The sequence below is a fragment of the Actinoplanes sp. NPDC049668 genome, from assembly GCF_044465445.1.
Taxonomy (GTDB): domain Bacteria; phylum Actinomycetota; class Actinomycetes; order Mycobacteriales; family Micromonosporaceae; genus Actinoplanes.
The window spans coordinates 1-2,500 of the sequence record NZ_JBITLR010000019.1 but is presented as its reverse complement, the minus strand read 5'-3'; the positions used below and the strand labels follow the sequence as shown (position 1 = coordinate 2,500).

The 2,500-nt window shown below is 56.8% G+C and carries 1 rRNA gene (cut by a window edge); it reads left to right on the top strand.

Features of this window, described 5'->3' with window-relative positions:
* Window positions 1-2,444, top strand: a 23S ribosomal RNA gene (locus tag ACIBSW_RS40530); it begins 665 nt to the left of the window's first position.
* Window positions 2,445-2,500 lie beyond the last annotated feature (56 nt).

The following is a 2,500-nucleotide window of genomic DNA, read 5'->3' as shown; positions in this document are numbered from 1 at the left end:
GAGTTAGTGGCATGTGGCGAGGTTAACCCGTGTGGGGCAGCCGTAGCGAAAGCGAGTCTGAAGAGGGCGTTTGAGTCGCATGTCCTAGACCCGAAGCGGAGTGATCTAGCCATGGGCAGGTTGAAGCGTGGGTAAGACTGCGTGGAGGACCGAACCCACCAACGTTGAAAAGTTGGGGGATGACCTGTGGTTAGGGGTGAAAGGCCAATCAAACTCCGTGATAGCTGGTTCTCCCCGAAATGCATTTAGGTGCAGCGTCGCGTGTTTCTTGCCGGAGGTAGAGCACTGGATGGTCTAGGGGGCCTACAAGCTTACCGAAATCAGCCAAACTCCGAATGCCGGTAAGTGAGAGCGCGGCAGTGAGACTGCGGGGGATAAGCTTCGTAGTCGAGAGGGAAACAGCCCAGATCACCAGCTAAGGCCCCTAAGCGTGTGCTAAGTGGAAAAGGATGTGGGGTCGCATAGACAACCAGGAGGTTGGCTTAGAAGCAGCCATCCTTTAAAGAGTGCGTAATAGCTCACTGGTCAAGTGGTTCCGCGCCGACAATGTAGCGGGGCTCAAGCACACCGCCGAAGCTGTGGCACTCACACAATAACCCGGTTGGTCGATTCGTCGGCTGATCCAGGTGTGTGGGTGGGTAGGGGAGCGTCGTGTGGCGGGTGAAGCGGCGGAGTGATCCAGCCGTGGACGCTACACGAGTGAGAATGCAGGCATGAGTAGCGAATGAAGGGTGAGAAACCCTTCCGCCGGATGACCAAGGGTTCCAGGGCCAGGCTAATCCGCCCTGGGTGAGTCGGGGCCTAAGGCGAGGCCGAGAGGCGTAGTCGATGGATAACGGGTTGATATTCCCGTACCCGCGAAGGAGCGCCCAAGACGAACCTCATTATGCTAACCACGCGATCTGCCGGCGGCTTTCGGGCCTATGGTGGGGAGTCTGGGATCCTGGTGGGTAGTAGTTTAGCGATGGGGTGACGCAGGAAGGTAGCTGAGCCCGGCCGGTGGTTGTGCCGGGGTAAGCGTGTAGGCCGTGTCATAGGCAAATCCGTGACACATTGAGGCTGAGACGTGATGCCGAGCCGATTCAGGTGAAGTCAGTGATCCTATGCTGCCGAGAAAAGCCTCTAGCGATGTTCCGAGCGGCCCGTACCCCAAACCGACACAGGTGGTCAGGTAGAGAATACCGAGGCGACGGGCGAACTGTGGTTAAGGAACTCGGCAAATTGCCCCCGTAACTTAGGGAGAAGGGGGGCCGGACGCGTGAAGCCCCTTGCGGGTGGAGCGTGGTATGGCCGCAGAGAGCAGGGGGAAGCGACTGTTTACTAAAAACACAGGTCCATGCCAAGTCGTAAGACGATGTATATGGACTGACGCCTGCCCGGTGCTGGAACGTTAAGGGGACCTGTTAGCTCTTCGGGGCGAAGCGGAGAACTTAAGCGCCAGTAAACGGCGGTGGTAACTATAACCATCCTAAGGTAGCGAAATTCCTTGTCGGGTAAGTTCCGACCTGCACGAATGGCGTAACGACTTCCCCACTGTCTCAACCACAGGCCCGGCGAAATTGCAGTACGAGTAAAGATGCTCGTTACGCGCGGCAGGACGGAAAGACCCCGGGACCTTTACTATAGCTTGACATTGGTATCCGAATGTAATTGTGTAGGATAGGTGGGAGCCTGTGAAGCTCGGACGCCAGTTCGGGTGGAGGCAATCTTGAAATACCACTCTGTTGGATTTGGGTATCTAACTTGCGGCCCTGATCGGGTCGAGGGACAGTGTCTGGTGGGTAGTTTAACTGGGGCGGTTGCCTCCTAAAAGGTAACGGAGGCGCCCAAAGGTTCCCTCAGCCTGGTTGGCAATCAGGTGTTGAGTGTAAGTACACAAGGGAGCTTGACTGTGAGACTGACAGGTCGAGCAGGGACGAAAGTCGGGACTAGTGATCCGGCACTTGCGTGTGGAAGCGGTGTCGCTCAACGGATAAAAGGTACCCCGGGGATAACAGGCTGATCTTCCCCAAGAGTCCATATCGACGGGATGGTTTGGCACCTCGATGTCGGCTCGTCGCATCCTGGGGCTGTAGCAGGTCCCAAGGGTTGGGCTGTTCGCCCATTAAAGCGGTACGCGAGCTGGGTTTAGAACGTCGTGAGACAGTTCGGTCCCTATCCGCCGTGCGCGTTGGATACTTGAGAAGGGCTGTCCCTAGTACGAGAGGACCGGGACGGACGAACCTCTGGTGTGCCAGTTGTCCCGCCAGGGGCACGGCTGGTTAGCTACGTTCGGAAGGGATAACCGCTGAAAGCATCTAAGCGGGAAGCTCGCTTCGAGATGAGGTATCCCACCACCTTGAGTGGGTAAGGCTCCCAGCTAGACTACTGGGTTGATAGGCCGGAGATGTAAGCCTAGTAATAGGTTCAGTCGACCGGTACTAATAGGCCGAGGGCTTAACTACACCAAACTTGATGTTCGAACCGCGTCCACTGTGTGATTCACAGCAAACAACCACCC